Annotated in this window: 24 protein-coding genes; 11 read left to right on the forward strand and 13 right to left on the reverse strand. The window is 63.1% G+C overall.

Annotated features, from left to right (window positions below):
• The 4 genes from XH88_RS04385 to XH88_RS04400 all read right to left on the reverse strand — a co-directional run bounded on the left by XH88_RS04385 (position 1) and on the right by XH88_RS04400 (position 4,066).
• Positions 1 to 552, reverse strand: coding sequence for a dihydrofolate reductase (locus tag XH88_RS04385; RefSeq protein ID WP_271614173.1), 552 nt, complete (start codon positions 550 to 552; stop codon positions 1 to 3).
• An 8-nt stretch (positions 553 to 560) separates the two neighbouring features.
• On the reverse strand, positions 561 to 1,565 hold the full coding sequence (locus XH88_RS04390) for a polysaccharide deacetylase family protein (RefSeq protein ID WP_271614174.1): 1,005 nt from the start codon (positions 1,563 to 1,565) through the stop codon (positions 561 to 563).
• A 178-nt stretch (positions 1,566 to 1,743) separates the two neighbouring features.
• Positions 1,744 to 2,313, reverse strand: coding sequence for a glutathione peroxidase (locus XH88_RS04395; protein ID WP_271614175.1), 570 nt, complete (start codon positions 2,311 to 2,313; stop codon positions 1,744 to 1,746).
• A gap of 91 nt (positions 2,314 to 2,404) precedes the next feature.
• Entirely contained in the window at positions 2,405 to 4,066 is a 1,662-nt protein-coding gene (locus tag XH88_RS04400) for a L,D-transpeptidase family protein (RefSeq protein ID WP_271614176.1), read from the reverse strand.
• 208 nt (positions 4,067 to 4,274) lie between these two features.
• Here XH88_RS04400 and XH88_RS04405 point away from each other — a divergent pair, with 208 nt between their 5' ends.
• A complete protein-coding gene (locus XH88_RS04405; RefSeq protein ID WP_271614177.1) occupies positions 4,275 to 4,823 on the forward strand; it encodes a CreA family protein in 549 nt (182 codons plus the stop codon).
• On the opposite strand, the gene XH88_RS04410 is transcribed toward XH88_RS04405, so the two are convergent.
• Positions 4,813 to 5,184 (reverse strand): hypothetical protein, encoded by a 372-nt coding sequence (locus XH88_RS04410; RefSeq protein WP_271614178.1) that lies wholly within the window; start codon positions 5,182 to 5,184, stop codon positions 4,813 to 4,815. The two genes, XH88_RS04405 and XH88_RS04410, sit on opposite strands and share 11 nt — an antisense overlap.
• Positions 5,185 to 5,220: 36 nt before the next feature.
• Complete coding sequence (locus tag XH88_RS04415; protein ID WP_271614179.1) at positions 5,221 to 5,610, reverse strand: hypothetical protein; 390 nt, start codon at positions 5,608 to 5,610, stop codon at positions 5,221 to 5,223.
• On the opposite strand from XH88_RS04415, the gene XH88_RS04420 reads away from it, so the two are divergent.
• A complete protein-coding gene (locus XH88_RS04420) occupies positions 5,609 to 5,974 on the forward strand; it encodes a hypothetical protein (protein WP_209961678.1) in 366 nt (121 codons plus the stop codon). The genes XH88_RS04415 and XH88_RS04420 overlap by 2 nt on opposite strands.
• A 4-nt stretch (positions 5,975 to 5,978) precedes the next feature.
• Here the strand turns inward: XH88_RS04420 and XH88_RS04425 are convergent, their stop codons facing one another.
• Both XH88_RS04425 and pdxR read right to left on the reverse strand, forming a co-directional pair.
• Positions 5,979 to 6,236, reverse strand: coding sequence for a DUF6719 family protein (locus XH88_RS04425; protein ID WP_271614180.1), 258 nt, complete (start codon positions 6,234 to 6,236; stop codon positions 5,979 to 5,981).
• Between the two features lie 70 nt (positions 6,237 to 6,306).
• Positions 6,307 to 7,776: a MocR-like pyridoxine biosynthesis transcription factor PdxR gene (pdxR, locus tag XH88_RS04430; protein ID WP_271614181.1), complete on the reverse strand. Its 1,470-nt coding sequence runs from the start codon at positions 7,774 to 7,776 to the stop codon at positions 6,307 to 6,309.
• 24 nt (positions 7,777 to 7,800) lie between these two features.
• On the opposite strand from pdxR, the gene XH88_RS04435 reads away from it, so the two are divergent.
• The 7 genes from XH88_RS04435 to XH88_RS04465 all read left to right on the forward strand — a co-directional run bounded on the left by XH88_RS04435 (position 7,801) and on the right by XH88_RS04465 (position 14,489).
• Positions 7,801 to 8,565 carry a pyridoxamine 5'-phosphate oxidase family protein gene (locus XH88_RS04435; RefSeq protein ID WP_271614182.1) on the forward strand — a complete coding sequence of 255 codons (765 nt, stop codon included), beginning with the start codon at positions 7,801 to 7,803 and terminating at the stop codon, positions 8,563 to 8,565.
• 52 nt (positions 8,566 to 8,617) lie between these two features.
• Positions 8,618 to 9,895, forward strand: coding sequence for an ArgE/DapE family deacylase (locus XH88_RS04440; protein ID WP_271614183.1), 1,278 nt, complete (start codon positions 8,618 to 8,620; stop codon positions 9,893 to 9,895).
• A 252-nt stretch (positions 9,896 to 10,147) separates the two neighbouring features.
• The gene (locus XH88_RS04445; RefSeq protein ID WP_271614184.1) at positions 10,148 to 10,957 is read left to right on the forward strand and encodes an alpha/beta hydrolase; all 810 of its coding nucleotides are present in this window, start codon (positions 10,148 to 10,150) and stop codon (positions 10,955 to 10,957) included.
• A 34-nt stretch (positions 10,958 to 10,991) separates the two neighbouring features.
• On the forward strand, positions 10,992 to 11,831 hold the full coding sequence (gene kynA, locus XH88_RS04450; RefSeq protein WP_271614185.1) for a tryptophan 2,3-dioxygenase: 840 nt from the start codon (positions 10,992 to 10,994) through the stop codon (positions 11,829 to 11,831).
• A gap of 8 nt (positions 11,832 to 11,839) precedes the next feature.
• Positions 11,840 to 13,042: a kynureninase gene (kynU, locus tag XH88_RS04455; protein WP_271614186.1), complete on the forward strand. Its 1,203-nt coding sequence runs from the start codon at positions 11,840 to 11,842 to the stop codon at positions 13,040 to 13,042.
• Between the two features lie 289 nt (positions 13,043 to 13,331).
• Positions 13,332 to 13,730: a PaaI family thioesterase gene (locus XH88_RS04460; protein WP_271614187.1), complete on the forward strand. Its 399-nt coding sequence runs from the start codon at positions 13,332 to 13,334 to the stop codon at positions 13,728 to 13,730.
• Positions 13,731 to 13,883: 153 nt separating this feature from the next.
• On the forward strand, positions 13,884 to 14,489 hold the full coding sequence (locus XH88_RS04465; RefSeq protein ID WP_271614188.1) for a GNAT family N-acetyltransferase: 606 nt from the start codon (positions 13,884 to 13,886) through the stop codon (positions 14,487 to 14,489).
• Between the two features lie 74 nt (positions 14,490 to 14,563).
• Here XH88_RS04465 and XH88_RS04470 read toward each other — a convergent pair whose 3' ends face one another.
• Both XH88_RS04470 and XH88_RS04475 read right to left on the reverse strand, forming a co-directional pair.
• On the reverse strand, positions 14,564 to 14,869 hold the full coding sequence (locus XH88_RS04470; RefSeq protein WP_271614189.1) for a hypothetical protein: 306 nt from the start codon (positions 14,867 to 14,869) through the stop codon (positions 14,564 to 14,566).
• A gap of 95 nt (positions 14,870 to 14,964) precedes the next feature.
• Entirely contained in the window at positions 14,965 to 15,651 is a 687-nt protein-coding gene (locus tag XH88_RS04475) for a DUF2161 domain-containing phosphodiesterase (RefSeq protein WP_271614190.1), read from the reverse strand.
• Between the two features lie 128 nt (positions 15,652 to 15,779).
• Between XH88_RS04475 and XH88_RS04480 the strand changes: the two genes are divergently transcribed.
• Entirely contained in the window at positions 15,780 to 16,127 is a 348-nt protein-coding gene (locus XH88_RS04480; RefSeq protein ID WP_271614191.1) for a GrlR family regulatory protein, read from the forward strand.
• Here XH88_RS04480 and XH88_RS04485 read toward each other — a convergent pair whose 3' ends face one another.
• Positions 16,128 to 16,808, reverse strand: coding sequence for an SDR family oxidoreductase (locus tag XH88_RS04485; protein ID WP_271614192.1), 681 nt, complete (start codon positions 16,806 to 16,808; stop codon positions 16,128 to 16,130). It abuts the gene before it with no gap.
• A gap of 24 nt (positions 16,809 to 16,832) precedes the next feature.
• Entirely contained in the window at positions 16,833 to 17,591 is a 759-nt protein-coding gene (locus XH88_RS04490; RefSeq protein WP_271614193.1) for a tyrosine-protein phosphatase, read from the reverse strand.
• Positions 17,592 to 17,662: 71 nt separating this feature from the next.
• Here XH88_RS04490 and XH88_RS04495 point away from each other — a divergent pair, with 71 nt between their 5' ends.
• Entirely contained in the window at positions 17,663 to 17,971 is a 309-nt protein-coding gene (locus XH88_RS04495) for an MliC family protein (protein ID WP_271614194.1), read from the forward strand.
• A gap of 106 nt (positions 17,972 to 18,077) precedes the next feature.
• Here the strand turns inward: XH88_RS04495 and XH88_RS04500 are convergent, their stop codons facing one another.
• Positions 18,078 to 18,281 carry a DUF2735 domain-containing protein gene (locus tag XH88_RS04500; RefSeq protein WP_271614195.1) on the reverse strand — a complete coding sequence of 68 codons (204 nt, stop codon included), beginning with the start codon at positions 18,279 to 18,281 and terminating at the stop codon, positions 18,078 to 18,080.
• Positions 18,282 to 18,327 lie beyond the last annotated feature (46 nt).

Raw genomic sequence — 18,327 nt, forward strand, 5'->3', positions numbered from 1 at the left:
CTAGTCTCGCCGCCACGGCGTGACGGTCACGTCATTCGCCGCGTCGAGCATGTAAGGCGTGCCCGGATTCATCCCATGCGATCTGAGCACCTCCTGCGGCGTCCGCTTGGGTACCTCGACGAAGCAGCCTTCGCCGCCGGGCAACGCGACATGCGGGGCTTCCGACAGCCAGAACGTGTCGTAGCGGTCCATGAACATCTCGAACACGTCGGGGCCGCCGATGATCGCGATCCGCCCCGCGGCGACATCGGCAAAGGCGCAGGCCTCCTCGAAGCTCGCATGCGCCGGATTCCACAAGGTCGCGTTCGGCATCTCGGGATCGACGGTGAGGGCCTTGATCTTGCGGGTCAGGATCAGCCGCTTGCGTTTGGGCGAGTTCGGCTGCTGCTCGTGCGAGTGGCGGCCGTGCACGACCAGCGCGGCGCCATCAAGCGCCTGCTCGAAGAACAGCTTGTCGCCTTCGAACTTCAGACTGTCGGGCATGACGTGACCGGCGTCGGCAAGCATGCCGTCCGCCGAGACGATGACGTAGCCTTCGAACCGGAAAGACAATGCGGCGGCTATTCGGAGACCGTTGTCACGACGCTGTTGACCGGGCGTTGGCTGACCGTCGGCAGCTTGATATCGTCCTTGAGGATCTCCCGGTCGTATTCCGGCAGGGTCGCCACGGGAGTCTTGGCGCGCATCGCGACGACCTTGTAGCCCTCCGTCTTCAGGCGATGCAGCAGCTCGGGCAGCGCTTCCGCAGTATGCTTGTGGAAGTCATGCATCAGGATGATGCCCTTGCCCTGCTTGTCGAGCTTCTTGAAGGTGACGTCGATGACTTGCTTGGCATTCTTCGCCTTGAAGTCGAAGGAGTCGAGATCGCAGGAGAAGATCGCGATGTTGCGCTGGCCGAGATAGGTGACCATCTCCGGCGGGTGCTGCAGCGCCGGGAAGCGGAAGAACGGCGACGGCGAGATGCCGCCGAGCGCCCATTTGACCGCACTGAATCCCTTCTCGATCTCATCCTTCTTCTGCTGCTCGGTGAGTTTCTTGTTGTTGAGATTGGCGTGCGACCAGGTGTGGGCACCGATCGTGTGGCCGGCCTTGTACACGTCCTTGAGGATTTCCGGATAATAGGTCGCGTGCTTGCCGATCGAGAAGAAGATGCCAGTGGTGCATTCATCGGCGAGTGCCTTGAGCACCGCAGGTGTATTGCCCAACCAGGGGCCGTCGTCGAAGGTCAGCACCACTTCGTGGTCGCGCAGAAAGTCGAGCTCCTTGAAATGCTCGAAGCCGAAGCCGGGACCGCCCGTGGTGTCGATCTCGACGGTGCGGGCAACGCCCAGCGCGTTCGGATTGGTGCAGGCGGCGCGCGCCGGCTGCGGCGCCTGTTGTGGCGGTGGTGGGAAGGCCGCGGATTGTGCAGCGGCGGGCGCTGCAGCTACTGGAGCCGGAACTGCGGCCGTCGCTGCCGCTGGCGTCGCGGCTACGGGTTTCGCGGCCGGGGTCTGCGACCATGCCGCGCCTGTGAGCGCAACAGATACCGCGCTTGCCAAAATCAGTCTTGCCGCCACACGCATGGTGTTATCCTCGAGATTGATCCCGTTGTTCCGCCGCGGCTTTTTGCCTGCGGCCAAACCCATCCTGCCCCAGATCATCCTAGCCTAGATGGTGGCCCATCGCTATTGCAACGGCTGTTTGACGCTTCGCCTCAATTGTGCCCAAGCCTATTTGATGCGGTCGTACGCGTGCGGCGCATCAGCCGTCAGCCAAGGCTCTCGCAATTGCCGTCTTGATCCGGGTGTCCGCCGGCTCGACGGCGGAGGGAAACACGTCGGCGATGTAGCCATCGCGACCGATCAGGTATTTGTGGAAGTTCCAGCGCGGAACCTCCTTTGGCCGTGCCTCGGCGGCCCATTTGTAGAACGGATGTGCCTTCGCTCCGACCACGACGGCTTTGGCGGCAACAGGGAAGGTAACACCATATTGGTGGTGGGCGGTCTCCGAGATCTCGTTTGCGCCTCCCGGTTCCTGGCCGCCGAAATCGTTGGAGGGCACGCCGATCACGGTGAGGCCGCGTTCGCGAAACTCGCTCCAGAGTTCCTGCAGGCCGGCATACTGGGGAGTGTAGCCGCACAGCGAGGCCGTGTTCACGACCAGCAGCGGCTTGCCGGTAAACGCGGCGAGGCGAATGTCGTCGCCGGACAAGGCAGGGAAGGAGAAGGCGTAAGCGGAAACCCGGCTCATCCCGCCATCGGCCCGTGCGCGCGTTGCCGATGTGGCTGCTGCGAAGAGCGCTGTAGTGAGCAGGATTCTGCGGTTCAGCATGGCGGTGTCCCCCGGATGTGATCCGGGGGCGAGCTTACTCCGCTGATCGGAGCGGCCCGCTCAACACCACGTTATCGGATGCGGCGGTTGCTCAGTACAGGCGGACGATGAAATCGGTGCCTTCGCCCGTCTCGCCCTGGTTGATGCCTTGATCGGAGACGATGACCGAACCGCCCGTGGTGAGCATTTCGTTGATCTTCGCCATGGCATCGGCAGGGATCGTAATGCGGTCCAGTGCCTCGGCGGGGCTGTCCGGCGTGATCACCGGCTTTGCGGCAACGGGGATTACGGCGGCACCGCGAAGGCGGCGCACCACATGGCCATCATCGTCGCGGGCCGCGGCGCGGACGGCAACGGGCAGGGACACCACCGACCAGTGCAGCGCATTGGAATCGGTTTTGTCGACTTCGGCGGTGAAAACGTGCGTGCCGAGCGGCCGATCACTCGCCGCGATCGTCACGGGCACATCGAACAGCGGTGCAAAATTCTGCCGCACATAGAGCTTGGAATCCTTGCGGCTGATGAACACCGCAATCTGGCCGGACCGCTTCGGCAGGTCCGGCTTCACGGATGGTGCGGGATCGGCGACGCGGGTCGGGTCTTCCTTCGCCTCAGGCCAATCAGCTTGCGCCGGCGCAGTTGCGGTCACACCCGCGTCGGGTTTTGTCGAGGTCGTCGTGTCAGTCTTGACCGGTTCGGATTTGGCTGGCGCTGAAGCGGCGGCCGTCTTCGGTGCGTCGGCTTTCGGAGCATCGGTCGATTCCGGCTTCGCTGCCTTGACCATGTCAGCTGGCTTGTCGTTTGAGGCTGCCCCGGGAGCTTCCGCGACGTCTGCGGGCTTCACCTCAGTGGTCGCTGTGTCATTGCTCTTGGCTGCTTCCCCGCGGACCGCCGCATTGCCCGTGGTCACATCCGACATCACGGCATGTCCGACGGTGGAGCGCAGCTCAAGCGCGCCGTCAGCGCTGGCGGTCTTCGTCTCGAAAGATTTGGTCTCGACCGGCTTGGCGTCCGTGACCTGGGTCTCGGACGCGCCCTTGTCCGTCTTGTCGCCTCCGCCCGTCGCCGGCTCGAGGCTGGCGGCCGGCTGCGGCGGGACGCGCAGTGAGGCCAGCATCGGATGCGAGAAGCTTTGCGGCGTCATCTGGCCGGGCGCAACGATCACGCGCGCGCCCATCTTGGTCCAATTCCACATCTTAACCGCGAATGCCATCGGCATGCGGATACAGCCGTGCGAGGCCGGATAGCCCGGCAGCACGCCTGCATGCATGGCGACGCCGGACCAGGTGATCCGCTGCATGTACGGCATCGGCGCGCCGCTATAGATGTTGGAGTGGTGGAATTTGTGTTTCTGGATGACGCTGAAGACGCCCATCGGCGTCGAGTGGCCCTTCATGCCGGTCGATACTGGCGATTCCGCGAACACGCCGTTGGCGTCGTAGATCGTCACCTTCTGACGATCGATCGAGACGACAATGACGAGGGGGCCTTGCGGCTTCGCGCCGGTCTCCTTCTCGACGACAGCCGCTTTCTTGTTCTTGACGGTTGCCGAACTGCGCTTTTGCGGTTTCTGTCGCGGCTCCTCAGGATACCGCTCCTGCCGTCCATAGGACCCGTCGGAATAATCCGTCCAATAGTAAAAAGCGGCTTCCGCCTGGTTCGCCGTCCCCATGGCACCTGCCGCAGCCAAAATTGCGACCTGCCACAGCCGTGCCGGCGCTGCAGCAAAACGGGATCCGTTCACGCTATTCATTCCTCGAATCCACAATCCAAATCAGACGTTAGTCTCGCAGAGGGGATACGCGTTCACCACCATGGCGGTTCTGCCATCAGCTACATTTGTCCAGGACGTAGCAAAAAAGCCTCACAGAGCGGTAAACGGAGGCCGCGGCCGGCTTTCGTCACCTTCCTGATCGGCCGCGCCATGCCTACATTGCCAGGACTTGTTACTGGAGAACTTCATGTCACCTCGTTTCCTCGGTCTTTTCGGCATCTATTTGAAAGACCTCATTTTATTTTTATTGCTGTTGGTTGCGCCTGCGACCTCCGCGCTGGCCGCCGACGAGCCGGATCTGATTTTCCGCCGCTCCACCGTGTTCAAATGGATGAGCCCAAACGACAAGCTCGCGACCTATGGGCTCGACGATCCCGAGGTCGAGGGCGTGGCCTGTCATTTCACGGTGCCGGAGAAGGGTGGCTTCAAGGGCTGGCTGGGTCTTGCAGAGGAGGTTTCGGACATCTCGCTCGCCTGCCGTCAGATCGGTCCGATCAAGTTCAAGGACAAGATGGAGCAGGGCGACGACATGTTCCGCAAGCGGCGCTCGATCTTCTTCAAGAAAATGCAGATCGTGCGCGGCTGCGACGTCAAGCGCAATGTGCTGGTCTATATGGTGTATTCCGACAAGCTGATCGAGGGATCACCGAAGAACTCGACCTCGACGGTGCCGATCATGCCCTGGGGGCCGGCTGACGCGAACATTCAGAAGTGCGGAGACTTCTTTACTCAGTGACGTGATCGCGGCTGATGCGCGGTTTCACGAGGTGTGAGCCGCTCAGCCGCACGAACGCCTGCGGCGCAGCCTCGTAGCCGCGTCCTGCTTGCAGCGCCATCGCGCCGGGCGAGCCGGTACGGTGGTTGACGTGTCGATCGGCACGGTCCGCAGGCCGCGCCGCGTCGCGCACCGTTGCGCGATCTTGCGCCATCATGATGGCCATCCCTCTATCTGTATGTGCCCCGTTGATGACGGGCCTTTCGATTTCCAAGGCTTCGGTCGCGGGCGATCGATCCCGGCCTTTTGCGATTTTCTTCAGCAGAAAACCGTAAAATGCATGTGAAGCGCTGACGTCGTGGATGTGACCGCGCGGCTTCAACCAGCCTGAATGTCGTTCTCAAGCAGGTGCAAAGAGTCAGGCGTCCCATCTGAAATGATTGAAGTTTTCCCGGAATTGTTTCGTCGTGTCGCGGCCGACGAAACAATTCTCACCGGGAACGAAACCATTTTCGGCTTTGAGCGCATCACGCACGAAACCGCTGATGGTTATCAGCATCACAACGACGACGGCGCACCGCCGGCCCCCCAATTCGAAAGACATATCCATGCGCGCGCTCAGCTTCATCCTTGCTTTCGGCTTTGTGCTCGCTGGCTCCTCGCTCGCCGGTTCGCCGGACGGGAATCTCCCCGGAATTGGGACCTTCCAGTACAGCGGCTCGCCGGTCACGACGGCGTCGTCGCAGCCCATTGTCCTCGCGGGGCACTTCTGATCACCAACAAGAAAATCAGCCGGCAAGGCCACCATGTATCTTCGTTTCTGCGCCGCAGCGTTCCTGTCCGTTCTGACGATCAACTCCGTTCAGGCGCAAGTTCGCGCACCCAGCCGGTTGCCGGATCCACGTACCGAATTCGTGCGGCAATGCGCGCCGCGCATGCTCGGGCGCTGGGAGCATCCGGAAGAGGTCTGCGGTTGTCTGCATGATCATGCCGCGGCCGTCGTCGAGGATCGGGACCTGCGCGAGGCTCTGCTGCGCGGCATCAGCGAGACCGGTGTGCCCACCATCGAAACCGATTGGGTGCCGGCGGCAAAGCAAGGCGAAATCGGCGCGACCTTCACCAAGATCGCCAAGCCGACCTTGCAGTGCATGTTCGATCCGGCGAAGTCTTAAGCAGTCATCTCGACTTCGGGCCGAACCGCGCCACGCATGTGGCCGTTCGCACGACGCCCTTGTCGGTCATCTTCGAACCGCGCACTTCCTTGACCTGCCCGGCCGGGCAGGTTCCGTCATCCACCTGCACGCGCTGGCCGAGCTTGAGATCGACGATATCCTGCTCACGTCCGACGGTCGTTGCGTAGGCCGCCGGAGCAAGCATGGAGAAGATCAGGAGCGCCAGGCAGGTTGCGCGGCCGAATGTCGTGACATGTGACATGAAAAGGAATCCCGGAATCGATTGCCGTGATGCTAAGGACCGAACAGCGATTCCGATAGTCAACCTTTCGTCACGCCCGTCGGGCGGATCTGCCCTTGTTGCGCAAGGCGGCGCGCGCTTCCCGCGCCAGCCGTTCCGCGGCAGCGACCAGTCGCGGAACCGGGTGTCCGGAAAATCCCAGCACGAAACCGGGCAGCGGCCGCGTCCGCGCATAGGTGTCCGCAAGCAGCCAGCCTTCCGCGCCTGCGGCCTCTTTCGCCTCGGCTGCAACCGCCGGGGCAACCGACGGATCGAACTGCGCCACGAGGTGCAGGCCCTGTGACGGCATCGGAACCGACAGCGCACCATCCGACGCCGCTTCCAGTGTCTCCGCCAGCGCATCGCGCGCCTCACGATAGAGCTTTCGTACGCGCTTCAAATTCGCCGCGAAGGCGCCGGAATTGAGCATGTCGGCGACCGCGCCTTCCAGCAGCGTGCCGGGAAAGCGATCCAGCGCGGCGCGCGCGGCCGTGACGTCGCCGATCAGACGCTCGGGCAGGGCGCAATAGCCGATGCGCAGGCCCGGAAACAGCGTCTTGGCGAAGGTGCCCATGTAGATCACGCGCTGGAGGCGATCGATGCCGGCCAGCGACATCAGCGGCGCGCCGTCATAGCGAAACTCGCTGTCGTAATCGTCCTCGAACACGAAGGCCCCGGCCTGCCTCGCCCAGTCGAGCAATTCAAGCCGGCGCGACATCGACATCTGCACACCGAGCGGGAATTGGTGCGATGGCGTCACATAGGCTGCGCGCGCAGCCGGAGCGACCGTGCGGCCCCGGCCGACGTAGAGGCCGTGTGCATCGACGGGAATGGGCACGGTGCGATAGCCGCATTGCGCGATGGTCTTGCGCGCGATGGGATAGCCGGGGTCCTCGCACCAGACCTCATCCTTAGCCTTCAGGATCGTGCCGAGCACAATGCGCAGCGTATGCAGCGTGCCTGACGTGAGCATGATCTGATCGGGGTCGCAGCGCAGCCCTCGTGCTGACAGCAGATGATCGGCAATCGCGACACGCAACTCGCGGCTGCCGCGCGGGTCGCCGTAGTGCAGATGCTCGGCGCCGAACGCGCGCATGCGCCGGCCGACGAATGCGCGAAAGCGCTGCACTGCGCGCGCGTCCATATGGGTGCAGCCGAGCGAGAGCGCGCCTTGCCTGGGCGTTTCAATGGTTACCTTCGGCCTCTTCGGTGCGGCGGCGCGTGCTGGAATGTTCGCAGCAACGAAGGTGCCAGAGCCGATGGTGGCCTCTGCAAATCCGTCGGCGATCAGACGTTCATAGGCCGTGACGACGGCGTTGCGCCGAAAGCCTGTCTGCCTGGCCAGCGAGCGCGACGGCGGCAGCGGCTCGCCGGGTTTGACAACGCCAGAGACGATGATCTCGCACAGCGCCTGATACAGCCGGTGCGCCGAGGAGGCGCCGGCGGTGATGTGCGGGCCGGTGAAATTCAGCGGCAGTTCGGTTTTGGCCGGCGAGGTGGAATTGGTCGGAATTTTTTGCATGGAATTGGCACAATCGCAGACCAAATGCGCCGCTACAACTGCTCCGGATTTCTTCCAGTCCCGACAGGAGCGGCCGTGAGCCAAATTTCCTATCCGACCTCAGCGCGCAACCATGTCAAGCGGCGGCACGACCGTGGCTTCTACGATCACGCTACCGTTCACCGCATCCTGGATTCCTCGATGCTATGCCATGTCTCCTATGTGATCGACGGCCAGCCCTATTGCACGCCGACCTTCTTCTGGCGCGAGGGGACCAGGCTCTATTGGCACGGCTCCAGCGCGAGCCGCATGTTGCGCAACCAGACCAAAGGCGAGCGCGTCTGCCTGACGGTCGCCCATCTCGACAGCCTCGTGCTGGCGCGCTGCGGCTTCAACCACTCCGCCGATTACCGCGCCGTGATGGCGTTCGGCACCGCCTATCTCGTCACCGACCCCGTGGAGAAAGAACGTGCGGTGGTCGCGATGGTCGACCGCTTCTTCCCGGGCCGCACAGCCACCCTGCGGCCGAGCAACACCCAGGAAATCAAGGCGACCTCCTTCATCGCGATGGAGATCGAGGAAGCCTCCGCAAAAATCCGTGCCAAGGGTGTCGCCGACGACGAGGAGGACTACGAACTGCCTGTCTATGCCGAACGCATTCCGGTCCGCACCGTCCTCGGGGCGCCGGAGCCGTGCCCTCGCCTGCTTGAGGGCGTGAAGCGGCCGGCGACGCTGGATGGCTATTCGGAGGGCCGACTGCTCGAGGATGCATTGCGGGATGCTTATTTTGTGGAGTACCCGAACGGCTGAAATCGGCTAGCTTGCGCGCACCCTTGATCATTTGGATGCCCGGAGTTGCCTGATGAATGCCGACACGCAGCAGAGGATTCTTGACGTCGTCGAGGCCGGCTTCGAAGCCCAGCTTGCGACCACCCGTGATTTCGTCGCGATTCCCTCGACCCGCGGGGCCGAGGGACCGTGCCAGGACATGATTGGCGACCTCCTGCGTGCGCGCGGCTACGAGGTCGACGACTGGCATATTAATGTCGATGATCTCAGGGATCTGCGTGGTTTCGGGCCGATCGAGCACGATTTCTCCAAGGCACGCACCGTGGTCGGCACATACCGTCCCATGACAGAGGCCGGCAAATCGCTGATCCTCCAGGGCCACTGCGACGTGGTGCCGGCAGGTCCTTTGGAATTGTGGGATACGCCGCCATTCTCGCCCGTCATCAAGGACGGCAAGATGTTCGGCCGCGGCGCCTGCGACATGAAGTCGGGCACCATTGGCGCGCTCTATGCACTTGATGCGATCAAGGCCGCTGGCCTCAAGCCGACGGCGCGGATTCACTTCCAGTCGGTGATCGAGGAGGAGAGCACCGGTGTCGGCGCGCTCTCGACGCTCCAGCGCGGCTATCGTGCCGATGTCTGCTTCATCCCCGAGCCGACCGCCGGCAAGATGGTGCGCTCACAAGTCGGCGTGATCTGGTTTCGGCTGCGCGTGAAAGGCCATCCGACACACGTCGCGTTTGCCGGCTCAGGATCCAATGCGATCATGGCGGCGTATCACCTCATTCATGCTTTGCAGAAGCTCGAGATCGAGTGGAACGAGCGCGCCAAGGCCGACCGTTACTTCAAGACACTCAACCACCCAATCAACTTCAACCCCGGCATCATCAAGGGCGGCGATTGGGCTTCCAGTGTGCCGGCCTGGTGCGACGTCGATTGCCGCATCGCCATCCTGCCGGGCTGGTCCGTCGCCGATCACCAGAAGGAAATTCTGGCCTGCGTTGCGGCTGCCTCGCGCAACCATCGCTTCCTTGCCAATAATCCGCCGGAGGTGCAATGGTCTGGATTCCTGTCGGAAGGTTATGAACTGACCGATGCCGGCGCGCCGGAAACCGTCTTCGGCAAGGCCTTCAACAAGGTCTATGGCGGCGCAGTCGAGGACCTCGTCTTCACCGCGCTCACCGACACCCGCTTCTATGGCCTCAACTACGGCATCCCGAGCCTGTGCTTCGGCGCCAGCGGTGGCGAGATGCACGGCTTCAACGAATATGTCGATCTGGACTCGCTGAAGAAGACCACCAAGGCGATGGCGCTGTTCATTGCGGAATGGTGCGGGGTGGAGAAGGCGTAGGCCTGCGCCGTCATCGCGAGGAGCCGTAGGGCGGGGCAAAGGCGCTCTTGCGCCGTGCCCACGAGTTTTCTCCGACGTGACCAAAATCGTGGGCACGCTTCGTGTTGCCCACCCGACGGCATCTCGGCCGGAGCGACCGCTGCCCGAAACAGGGTTTGTCAAATCCTTTAAGCTTAAAATAAAGACTAGGATGCCGCCCTGACCGGTGGCAGACTGCTGCTCAGTGCGCGGAACGAGTCCCAGGGAGACACAATGCGCGATTGGGATGACGCTTACGCCAACTCGGCCCATATCCCGGGGTCGGACAAGATGCCGGCGCAATGGGCGGAGCGGGCGGCAGCCTACCGTGCCGCCCTGAAGGGCTTTCGCCCTGACATCGCCTATGGCTCTGGCGAGCGTCAGGGTTTCGACCTGATCCTGCCCGATGGCGATAGCAAGGGCCTCGTCGTGTTCGTCCATGGCGGCTACTGGATGCGTTTCGACAAATCGACCTGGACCGATCTTGCCGAAGGCGCGCGGCACCACGGCTGGACGGTTTGCCTGCCGAGCTACACGCTGACACCTGCCGCGCGCATCTCCGATATCACCGCGGAGATATCAGCCGCGATAGCGAAGGCCGCTTCGCTCGTTGCGGGCCCGATCCGGCTCGCCGGGCACTCCGCCGGCGGCCATCTCGTCACCCGCATGCTGTGCGACGACAGCCGGCTCGAACCTTCCGTTTTCGACCGCATCGCCGGCGCGCTTTCGATCAGCGGCCTGCACGACCTGCGGCCGCTGCTGAAGACCAAGATGAACGAGACGCTGCGCATGACCATGGAGGAGGCGAGCCTCGAAAGCGTGGCCCTGCGTCTGCCGCGCGGACATTCGCCTGTGACGGCGTGGGTCGGCGGCAGCGAGCGGCCGGAATTCATCCGCCAGTCCGACCTGCTGGCCAATGTCTGGACCGGCTTCGACGTGCCGACGCGCTTGGTCGTCGATCCCGGGCAGAACCATTTTACCGTGATCGACGCGCTCAAGGATCCCTCGTCGCAGATCACCGCGCGCCTGATCGGCCTCGACTGACGAGGGCAGGGATGATCGATCGAGAGGTCCTGTTATGACATCCAGCGATTACGATCCCACAAGCGAAGGCGCCGAGACCGATTTCGCCCGGCGCATGTCCTATGGCGACTATCTGGCGCTCGATGCGATCCTTGGCGCGCAGCATCCGCTCTCGGAGGCGCATGACGAGATGCTGTTTATCATCCAGCATCAGACCACCGAGCTCTGGATGCGCCTTGCCATCCACGAGCTCAGCGCCGCGCGGCGCGCCATCGCCAGGGACGAGGTGCAGCCCGCGATGAAAATGCTGGCGCGGATGTCGCGCATCTTCGAGCAGCTTAACAACGCCTGGGACGTGCTGCGCACGATGACGCCGAGCGAATATACGCGCTTCCGCTCTCAGCTCGGCCAGTCCTCGGGCTTCCAGTCGCGCCAGTACAGGCTGATCGAGTATCTGCTTGGCAACCGCAACCACGCCATGCTGAAGCCGCACGCGCACGATGTGGAAACGACCAGGTTGCTCGAGGCCGAGCTCGCGACGCCCAGCCTCTATGACGAGGTGCTGCGGCTCGCCGATCGACACGGGCTCAAGATGCCGGCCGCGGTGCTGGGGCGCGATATCCGCGAGACCCACAGCTTCAGCGAAGGTGTGCTGCAGGCCTGGCGGATCGTCTACGAGGCACCGGAGACGCACTGGATGCTGTACGAGCTCGCCGAAAAGCTGGTCGATTTCGAGGATTATTTCCGGCGCTGGCGCTTCAACCACGTGACGACGGTCGAGCGCGTCATCGGCTTCAAGCGCGGGACCGGCGGTACTGGTGGCGTCAGCTACCTCAAGCGCATGCTGGAAGTCGAGCTTTTCCCCGAACTCTGGCGCGTCCGTACCATTTTGTAGAGATATTCATGACCAGGCTTCGCGTCTACGATGACACCAAAGCGCTGTTTCATTTGCCCGAGGGTGTGATCTATCTCGACGGCAATTCGCTCGGTGCGCTGCCGCTAGGCGTTGCCGAGCGGGTTAACCGCGTTATTACGACCGAGTGGGGCAACGAACTGATCCGCGCCTGGAACAGTGCAGGCTGGTATGCCCAGCCGCGCCACGTCGGCGATCGCATCGCGCGCCTGGTCGGCGCGGAGGCCGGCTCCGTGATGGTCGGCGATACGCTGTCGCTCAAGGTCTATCAGGCGCTCGCCGCGGCGCTCGATATGAACGCCGCGCGCAAGGTCGTTTTGTCGGACACCGGCAATTTCCCGACCGATCTTTATATGGCCGAGGGCCTGATCGCGACGCTCGGGCGCGGCCATCGATTGCGCCTGGTGGCGCCGGAGGAGATCGAGGGCGCGCTGTCGGAAGAGATTGCTGTGCTTTACATCACCGAGGTGGACTACCGCACCGGCCGCCGCCATGACATGGCGAAATTGACCGCGAAGGCCCATGCGCTGGGGATCATGACCGTCTGGGATCTCGCCCATTCGGCCGGCGCGCTGCCGGTTGATCTCGCAGACTGTGGCGTCGATTTCGCCGCCGGCTGCACCTACAAATATCTCAACGCCGGCCCGGGCGCGCCGGCCTTCCTCTACGTCTCACCGCGCCATGCCGACGACGCGCGCGCTGCATTGTCCGGATGGATGGGCCATGCAAAGCCCTTCGCATTCGAGCTTGCCTATGCGGCCGCTGGCGGCGTCGAGCGCATGCGCGTCGGCACGCCGCCAGTGCTGGCGATGGCGGCGCTCGAGGCGTCACTCGATATCTGGGATCGCGTTGATATCGAGGAAGTCCGCGCCCGTTCACTGACCCTCGGCGATCTGCTGATTGCGGAGGTGGAGCGCCGCTGCCTGTCGCTGAGGCTGGTTACCCCCCGCGCGCACGAACGCCGCGGCTCACAAGTCTCCTTCGCCTTCGAGGGAGGCTATGCCGCCATGCAGGCCCTGATCGCCCGCGGCCTCATCGGCGATTTCCGCGCGCCTGATATCATGAGGTTTGGCATCACGCCGCTCTATATTGGCGAAAGGGAAATAGTACGGGCAGCCGAGATCGTTGAGGAAGTGATTGCAGGGGAGGTCTGGCGCCGACCGGAATATCAGGTCGTGAACGCAGTGACGTGAAGCTGCGAGCCGTGCCCCGGACGCAGCGCAGCGCTTCTTCAGCGGTGCGCCGCAGAGCCGGGCCCATCTTGCAGATCGGGTCCGTTGTGAGATGGATCCCGGCTCAGCGCAGCAACGCAAGAGCGTTGCAGCGCGTCCGGGACACGAGAGCTGGGGGCGCGTTACCGTGCCTGCCCCGCAACACCGCCACGGTGGCATCCCGATCCGCCCAGCCATTACCTCCGACGTCATTGCTTTGCCGCGCGAAGCCATTCACGCTGAGGTCATAAAGAATTGGGAGGGATATCTGATGACGCCGCTCGAGAAACTTAAAGCGATGAAGATGCCGTTCGCCGAGCTCAAGGGCGTCGAGTTCGTCGAGGCCGGGAAGGATCGCGTGGTCGCGCGGATGACGGTCAGGCCCGATCTTTGCACCCTGCATCACACCGTCCATGGCGGCGCGGTAATGGCGTTCGCCGATTCCGTCGGCGCGGCGGCGACCGTGATCAACCTGCCGGAGGATGCCAAGGGCACGACGACGCTGGAAAGCAAGACCAATTTCATCGGTGGGGCCAAGGAGGGAACCACCGTCATCGCCACTGCCACCCCAGTCCACCGGGGGCGCCGCACTCAAGTCTGGACCACCCGGCTTGAAACCGACGACGGCAAGCTGGTCGCGGTGGTGACCCAGACGCAGCTAGTCCTGTAAGACTACGGAGGGCTTGATTTTGTTAACGAATTAGTCGTTTGCGCTGCCTCAAACTTGCACGGGTTCTCGCCTTGAAAATCTTGCTGCGATGCACAATATTGGGGGCCTAGGGATTCGAACGCCTCCTCGAGGGACACCAAGAGGAGTTTTGACGTGGTACTTGAAAAGACCGTCCGCACCGCCCCGGGCTATGTGCGGACCCTGATCCAGCAGGAAGAATTGCCGTTGCTGCGCGATCACCTGCTGAGACTCGATGCCGAAAGCCGGCACGATCGTTTCAACGGTTTTCTCGACGATAGTTTCATCGAGCGTTACGCAGCCCGCTGCGCCGAAGACGGCACTGTGATCGTTGCGTACATCGTCGACGGCGTGGTCCGTGGTGCGGCCGAGCTCCATCCGCCAGAGGGCGATTCGCTCCCCGAAGTTGCCTTTAGCGTAGAAGCCCCCTCACGCCGTCAGAACGTCGGCACGGTGCTGTTCAGCCGGCTGATCGCGGAAGCGCGTTGGAAGGGCTACAAGAGCCTGCGCATCACCACGGGCGCGGAGAATCACGCAATGCGCGCGCTCGCCAGGAAGTTCGGCGCGCATCTGCAATTTCGCCATGGCGAATCCACCGGCACGATCGACCTGACCAAGACGGCCGAGGACGAGCTTGCCGATCTCGCAGCGGCGCCGTTCAGGGCCGGCCGCGCGCTTCTCAGCTTCAACTCCACCTGCTGGAAGCTGATCTCCAGCATGTACGGCAATCGCGCGGCCTGAGCCCATAGGCCTGAATCAAAAAGCGGACCGGCGTGAGGCCGGTCCGCTTTTTGTTGATCCAAAGAACCGATCGTTCAGGTTCCGGTGCGCTTGTCGTTGCCGAAGCGGCGAACGACGCGGCGTTCGACCACGACCGAGCGCTGCGCGCCCTGTTCGCCGGCGATCACGCGCGTGGCGGTGATGCGGCTGTTAGTGCGAGCCTGTTTCTTGACCTCGGCCTGAACGATTTCGAGCGGCATCCCCATCAGCGCGGCAGCGATCTCGGCCTGCTGCTCCTGGTCGTCAGTGATGCCGACGGCGGCGAAGATAGCCTCCTCCAGGGTGGGCGGATCGTGGCGGACGCGCCGCGTGCCATATTTGGTATTCCAGTCTGCGCTCATAACGGCCTCGTTTTGATGCCGGGATACCTAGTGCGCTTAATGTTGCATTGCAATATGAATTTGGTGTGGCATCTCAGCTATGCACCGGTCAGGTGTCATGTCGGTGGCGCGGCACCGGCACCGACCTCATTCCGTTGCTGCGGCCAACGCTTCAGCGCCGCTTGTCCTGCCTCGGTAAGCCCGTAGATTCCCCGGTCAGCGCGTTCGAACCAGCCATAAACATTATTAAGCAAGATCTTGCCGGCATCGGGACAGCGTTGGCGCAGATCGCGCACGCGCCGGGGGCCAGCAGCGAGTTCTGATGCGCAGGCCAACGCCTGCTGCCGATAGGCCGTCATGATCGGCGCGCGGGTGCTGCCACCGAGCACGGGATCGCCTTGGCGGCGCTGGTGCTCGGCCACGAGCCGCGAGCGAGTCTTGGGCTCGCGGCGGGGCGCGGCCGTCGGTGGCTTCACCAGCACCTCGACCTGGCCGTTGTCAGTCACGCCCAACATGCCAAAGCCGAGGCGACGGCAGAGATTGCGATAGCGTGCGTCGCTCTCGCGGCCCTTGCCGCGTGCCGATATCTTTGCCGCGATCCAGACTTCGTCGCCGGCCGGTGCTCGATCGACCGCCTGCAGGATCAGTTCGAGATTGAAGGCAAGCTTGAGCTCGCCGATCACCACCACGGGCGGATCTCCGGCGCTCAGGCCGACAAGATCGCAGCCACGGATCTCGCCCTTGACGTCGAAGCCGAGGCCTTCAAGGAATCGTTTGACGGGGAGATAGAGCGCGGTTTCCAAGGCGAGTTTCCGATCGGAGAATCAGTCGCGGTCAGTCTAGCCCGGATTGGACTCTGGGCTGATCGCCATTTGCCCGCACGCGGCCAAGCCAGCTATATCTCTGCGTGGGGAACAGGGCGCTTGCGGCTATGGCGATCAGGAACGGGCTCTATCATATCCGGATTGAATTCCTGGATAGCGTCCAGGGCGGCAATCAAGGCGTCATGGTGCTGCGTGACGGCACCATGCGCGGCGGCGATTCTTTTTTCTTCGCTTACGGCAGCTATACGTCCGGCGACGGTAAGTGGAAGGGCGAGCTGACCAATGAGGAGCATTCGCCCTCGTTCGACGAGCGCCCGGTGTGGGGCCGCAAGGTCGTGACCATCGGCTTCAGCGGCACCTACACCGATGAGACCGCCTATGGCGAGGGCATCGCGCTCGCCGGCAAGCAGAGCATCCGTTTCAAGGGCAATCTGCGGTTATTGGTGCCGGATTGATCACACCCGTCCGCTCACCGGAACCAGCGCACCGGTGACGCCGCTCGCGGCGTCGCTAACGAGGAACAAGATCACCTCGGCAAGCTCCTGCGGCGTCACCCATTTGCTGAAGTCCGCTTTCGGCATGTCGGCGCGATTGGCCTTGGTATCGATGATCGACGGCAGCACTGCGTTGACGGTGACCTTGCCCTTCCATTCGCTGGCCAGTGCCTCGGTGAGACGGTGCACGGCCGCCTTCGACGCCGCATAGGGTCCCATGCCGGCGCCGGCCTGGAGCGCGCCCATCGCGCCGATATTGACGATGCGGCCTGCCTTCGAAGCTGCAAGATACGGTAACGCGGCGTGCGAAGTATTAAGGGCCGTCAGCAGGTTCAGCGCATGCATGCGCTGCCACGTCTTGATATCGCCGTCGGCGATGGTCTCGAAGGCAAATCCGCCGGCGATATTGACCACGGCATCCAGCCTGCCGAAATGCTTGACGGTGGCCTCGACCGCCACCTTCGCCCGCACCGCATCGGACAGGTCGACGCCGCCGATCTCGATCCGCTCGGACGTCGCAGGCATTTGACCGGGCGCGTGATCGATGCCGGCGACCCGCGCGCCGCGCGACAGCGCGATGTCGGAGACCACCTTGCCAAGCGCGCCGAACGCGCCGGTCACGATCAGAACCTTGCCTTGCATCATCGATCTCCCGGGCGCGGCCGCCTATGATTGCAGATAGCGCTCCTTCAGCGCCATCCGCTCGACGGCTCCCAGCTTGAGGCCGTCGCGCAAATAGATTTCGATATCGCCATAGTCCTGTCTGACCGCGTCGAAGGCGGCATCGAGATAGGACACCTCGACCGAGCCGATCGCGTCGAGGACGTCGGCGGGCAGATCGGAGACGCTCGAGACGTCGCGCTTGTAGTGACGATTGGTCAGCAGATAGTCCTCCGCAATCACGCTCTCGGGCACGCCCAGCGCATGCAGGATCAGGGCGCTCGCAAAACCGGTGCGGTCCTTGCCGGCGGTGCAGTGGATCACGAGCGGCGCGCTGTCTTCCAGGAGATGGCTGAACAGTGCACGAAAACTGTGCGTGTAGTCACGGACATAGTTGCGGTAGGACTCACGCATGAGTTCAAGCGCGACCGGTCCAGTCAGTGCGCCCTTGGCGAGTTCGGCGCGCAGTGCGGCGACCACCGTCGGCTCGATCGGCAGCGAATGCACGGTGATCTCGTTCACAACGCAGACGCCCGCCGCGCGCTCCTCGACGCCGCGGAAGTCGAACGCGCTTTTGACGCCGAGCGCGCGGATGACCTCGACGTCCGAGGCGGTGAGCTGGCCGAGATGATTGGAGCGGAAGATGTGGCGCCAGCGCGTGGTGCGGCCCTCATGCGTGGTGTAGCCGCCGAGATCGCGAAAGTTGCTGGCGCCTTGCAAAGCGAGATGACGGGCAGGGAAGTCCTTTAGGGAAGAGTCTTGCATGGGCTCAGCTTGGGTTATGGTTCCGCTGGACGCACTGGGGGCGTCCTTGAAGCCTATTACAGGGGGCGATTATGGACCGGCACAAGGCCATTGTTGTGGGAATAGCAATGCTGGCTGGAATGACTGGCGCGCGGCAGGCCAATGCGCAGACATTCCGGAACTACCATTGTCTTGATGGTACGCAATTCATTGTGGGGTTCTATGACTACGACACCCGCGCCTTCCTCCAGATCGACGGCGAGCCGGTGACGCTCGCCAGGCGGCTGACGGTTTCCGGCACGCGGTATTCGGGGGCGGGGATTACTTTGGTCATCGGCAAAAGCGGGGGCACCACAATCAAGCATCTGAAGCGGCCGGCCACCGCCTGCGCGTTGATCTGACCACGCAATCGGGAATCAAAAAGGGTCGAAACCTCGTTGTTTCGACCCTTTTTGCATATCCACCCGCGCCTGAAGAAGCGCGGCGGCCTCAAACCGGACACTGGCATCAGCGCTCCCATTTGGGCTTTGCTTCGTCGACCGCGTCCTGATGATACCAGCTATCGCTGCAAATCGAGACGTCCGCGGGAAGCGAAGCGTGATCGGCGGGAAGGCGGGTCTCGCCATAGCGGCGTCCGCCGAGAGCCGCGCGGCCCCCGACGGGGAATTGGTAGATCGTTGCCGATCCGTGACTCAGACCATTGTTCATCATTACGATTGCTCCTTGGTCGAAGCGCATTGGCCTCCATGGTGCGCCC

The sequence above is a fragment of the Bradyrhizobium sp. CCBAU 51627 genome, assembly GCF_028128765.1.
Classification (GTDB): Bacteria; Pseudomonadota; Alphaproteobacteria; order Rhizobiales; family Xanthobacteraceae; genus Bradyrhizobium.